General features: G+C 70.1%; 3 protein-coding genes and 1 tRNA gene. 1 reads left to right on the plus strand and 3 read right to left on the minus strand.

The window, feature by feature from the left end; genetic code table 11:
• The 3 genes from xerC to DMB66_RS58045 form a co-directional block, all read right to left on the minus strand.
• On the minus strand, nt 1-1,383 hold a 1,383-nt coding region (xerC, locus tag DMB66_RS58035), incomplete at its 3' end, for a tyrosine recombinase XerC (RefSeq protein ID WP_148112922.1).
• 14 nt (nt 1,384-1,397) lie between these two features.
• Nucleotides 1,398-1,470, minus strand: a tRNA-Arg gene (locus tag DMB66_RS58040).
• Nucleotides 1,471-1,539: 69 nt separating this feature from the next.
• Entirely contained in the window at nt 1,540-2,550 is a 1,011-nt protein-coding gene (locus tag DMB66_RS58045) for an alpha/beta hydrolase (protein WP_125812496.1), read from the minus strand.
• A gap of 181 nt (nt 2,551-2,731) precedes the next feature.
• Here DMB66_RS58045 and ssb point away from each other — a divergent pair, with 181 nt between their 5' ends.
• A complete protein-coding gene (gene ssb, locus DMB66_RS58050; protein ID WP_125812497.1) occupies nt 2,732-3,628 on the plus strand; it encodes a single-stranded DNA-binding protein in 897 nt (298 codons plus the stop codon).
• Nucleotides 3,629-4,034 lie beyond the last annotated feature (406 nt).

Below are 4,034 nucleotides of genomic sequence, written 5' to 3' on the forward strand. Positions count from 1 at the left end.
CGGCGCTGATGTCTCGCTGACCGGCGTTGTGATCGCAGTCATCTCGCCGTCCGTCTCGATGCCTGCCGGAAGCTCAGGCATGCGGCCTGCAAGTGAGCCGGCGGCCCGTTGATCCGCCTCGGAGACCCAGGCGGTGTAAACGCGCAAGGTTGTTGTTCCGCCGCCGCTGTGGCCGAGCCTGCCGGCCACGGTCCGGACGTCTACTCCAGCGGCGATCAGCTCAGTCGCGGAGTAGTGCCGCAGCTCGTGAAGGTTCATGTCCCAACCAAGGCGGGCGCACATCCGCGTGTACCGCTGGGTGACGGAGTCCGGTTTGAGCCACTCGGACCCGTCCGGCAGTGGTGAGAAGACCCTCGCGTCAGTGGGCAGCGTAAGCCCGGCCGCCTTGGCGCTCTCGGTGCATTGCCGAAGGAAGGCACGCAGGAGAGCGACCGTCAGGTCGTCAAGGGTGATCCGGCGTTGCTGGTGGGTCTTCGTGTCCTTCTCCCAGGTCTTCTTGCCGTATTGGGCAATGCTCGACCGGATCGTGATCACGCCCGTCGCGAAGTCGATGCGATCCCAAGCCAGCGCACACAGCTCTCCACGCCGGGCGCCGGTCACCATGGCCAGCCACACGAACATCCCCCACTGGAGGTCACGCCACGCCTCGGTGGCAATCGCCGACGCCTGCTCTGCGCTCGGTGGGTGCGGGTCGCTGTGCCCTGGCGTAGGACGCTGCGCGGCATCCATGGGGTTGGTGCCCAGCCAGCGCCAGCGGACGGCCCTCTTGAGTGCTCCACTGAGGATGCCGTGAATCTGGCTGATCGAAGAGTCCGCCAGCGGCCGGCACTTGTGCGGGCCGCAGCGGTCATCGCAGGTGTGAGGACGGTCGGTGCGGTGGTCGACCGCGCGGTGGCCGGGGCGGCAATGCGCCCGACACCTCCGGCACTCCGCAAAGAACGAGTCGAGTACCTCGCCGCCAAGGCGCGCAAGTTGAAGGTCGCCGATCAGGGGATCGATGTGGTTGCTGCGGTAGCCCTTGTACGTGCCGAGGGTGCTTTCGCCCACTGCCAGCACCTCGAAGTACCGGTCCAGGAGCTGCCTTACCGTCGCGCGGGTCCGTGGGTTGCGCCGCTCGTCAACCTGACCCAGCAGCCGAGTCAGCGCCTTCTGTGCGTCGCGCTTGGCGGTCGGGCCGGGCGGGATGGTCTCGGTTAGATCGTTTCGCCTGCCGCTGATCGGATCAGTTCCGGCGTAGACCTTCACCCTGAGTGACCCGCTGGGCAGGGTTTCGATGCGGCCACGTTGGCGCCCCGTGGCTCGGGATGCTGCTGCCATGGCCCGAACGTAGCTCGTTCGTGCCATGAGCCGCACCACGCGGCACAAGCCAAGATCGGCGATCATGCCTCTGAGCTGGGCGCGCCCGGCAGGATTCGAACCTGCGACCGACGGATTAGAAGTCCGTTGCTCTATCCGCTGAGCTACGAGCGCCTGGCCGGCCCACGGAGTGTGCTGGCCAGCACATACTAGAGTTTCGCCGCCGCCCGGTCGAGCGGGATGTCAGGCAGCCGTGACGTCCGCTTTGTCCTCCGGGGCCGGCGGCACCGAGATCTCCGGTGTGCCCTTCGGCGGGACGAACGCGTCGACCCATCTGCCCAGTTCCTGGAAGACCTCGGTGCGGACGTCCTTGCCGGACAGCGTCAGGTCGTGCATGCCGCCGTCGAAACGCGCGATCGTCACCCGCGGGCCGAGCCGCGGCGCCCAGCGCACGATGTGTTCCACGTCCAGGACCGAGTCGCTCAGCCGGACGTCCTCGGTCCAACTGCGGCCCCGGAACGTCCTGGTCGAGCAGGCGACCAGGACCGGGGCGTTGATGGCCAGCCCGGCGCGAAGGCGGGCCTGGCCGCTGCGGATCGCTTCGAGCCATCCGGTACGGACGGGGAATCCGTTCAGCGGTTTCCAGGCGAGGTCGTACGTCCACTCGCCACGATGGTCGCTGTGCAGGCTCTGTCCGTACAGGCCCAGCGTGCTCATCGGCAGCACCCGGTACGGGTTGCGGCTGCTCGTGCGCCCGACCATGTTCATCAGCGGCCGGCGCAGCAGCCACGGCACGTTGAAGTCGAAGAAGGGGCTGTTCAGGAACAGTCCGTCGACGATGCCCCGGTCGCTGCGCGAGTGTGACCACAGCGAGGTGATCAGGCCGCCGGTCGAGTGGCCCGCGACGAGCAACTGCTCGTGGCCGTCTTCCTCGCGGATGATCCGGGCGGCCTCGTCCAGCTCCGGGTAGTAGTCGGTGAGGCTGCGGGCGAAGTTCGGCGTCTGGTGGGGCAGCAGGCTGCGGCCGTACTTGCGCAGATCCAGCGCGTAGAAGTCCCAGCCGCGTTCGACGAAGAAGTCGGCGAGGTGGGTCTGGAAGAAGTAGTCCACGAAGCCGTGCACGTACAGCACCGCGCGCCGTGACGGGGTCTCCCCGCGCCGGCGGACCAGGGTCGCGACGACCGCGCCCTCGTCATCGGTGCCCAGGTCGATGGTGTGCCGCTCGTACGGCGGGCCCAGGACGTCGGTCTCCACATCGTCAGGTTACCCACGCGTAGGGAGCTTCGCGCCATAGCAGATCAAGTCGAATTTCTGCGCTCGTCCACATTCCGCCTCCATCCACAGGCCCGGGCAGCTTTCGAAGCGGACATCCGGGCGGTCGGCGCACGCTGCTTGCCAGATCCCCCGCCGTACTTCCCGTCGTAAAGGAGACGCAGTGTTCGACACCAACATCGTGGTGGTCGGGAACGTTCTGACCGCGCCGGAGTGGCGCCGCACCGCCAGCACGAACACCCTGGTCGCGAACTTCCGGGTGGCGTCGACCGCCCGCCGGCTGGACAGGGACACCGGCCGTTGGGTGGACGGTAACCACCTTCGGGTGCGCGTCAACTGCTGGCGTCGGCTCGCCGAGGGAGTGGCGGCATCCGTCATGGTCGGCGACCCGGTCGTGGTGGCGGGACGCCTCTACACCCGCGACTGGACCGACTCGGAGGGCAACCTGCGCACCACGTACGAGATGGAGGCGATGTCGGTCGGTCACGATCTGGCCCGCGGCAAGGGCCGGTTCTTCCGCAACAAGCCGGCCGCAGCGACGAGCGCCACCGAGACGGTGGAGGCCGAGGGCCAGGTCCGCGGCGAGGCGGCGATGCCGGTCGCGGAGGACGAGGCACCCGCGGTGTACGGCGACGGCGTGCTGGACGGCGACGAGCCGACGTTCGAGGACGTCCCGGCCACGACGCCGGGCGGCTTCGACCCGATGGCAGCCCTCCGTGGCGGAAGCATCGAGCCCTTCGACACGACCATGGTCATCCCGGCCGGCGACGCGGGTCCGATTCCGGACCCCGCCGAGCCGGAGCCGGACCCGGTTCCGGCTCCCGACCAGGGTCCGGGTGGCGCTCCCGGCTCCGGTGCCGATCCTGGTCCGGTCCCGGGCCCGGGGCCTGGCCCTCGTTCCGGGCCCGAGTCTCGCTCAAACCGGACCACGGAGCGGAGATCTGCCGGGACAGGTCCCGGCGCCGACCGGCCCGACCCGGAGGGCGAGGCCGGGAGCGAGAGCCCGGCCCGCCGCACCGGCCGAAGCCGGAGCCCTCGGCGCCAGCCCGTCCCCGCGTGATCGCCTCCTGAACCGCCGCCGTTGCGGGGCCGACCTTTCCCCCGTGGGTTCCGCAACGGCGGTGCCGGACTGGCCCTCCCTTCCGCCCACCCGGCCGACCGCTCTGTGATCCGGCGCCGACCTCCGCGGCCGCCACCGCACAGGCAGGTCGGGCGGAGCGCACCGGCTTCGGTGCGGGTGGCCGAGGGCCGGCCGGCCGATGGGTCTCGCCGGGGGTGCGAGCGAGTCCCGTCGGCCCGGCGGATGGGTGTCCGGTGGTCGGCACCCATCCGCCGAACCCCCTGCCGTGCGGCGCCAGTCGCCGCCGGCGGTCCGGTCGCCGCTCTCCCGAGGGTGGCGACGGCCGGGCCCTGATACGCGGCGGCGGAAGAATCCCCGCTTTCGCCGCCGCCGGATCCGGTCGGGC

Source organism: Actinoplanes sp. ATCC 53533 (assembly GCF_003947245.1).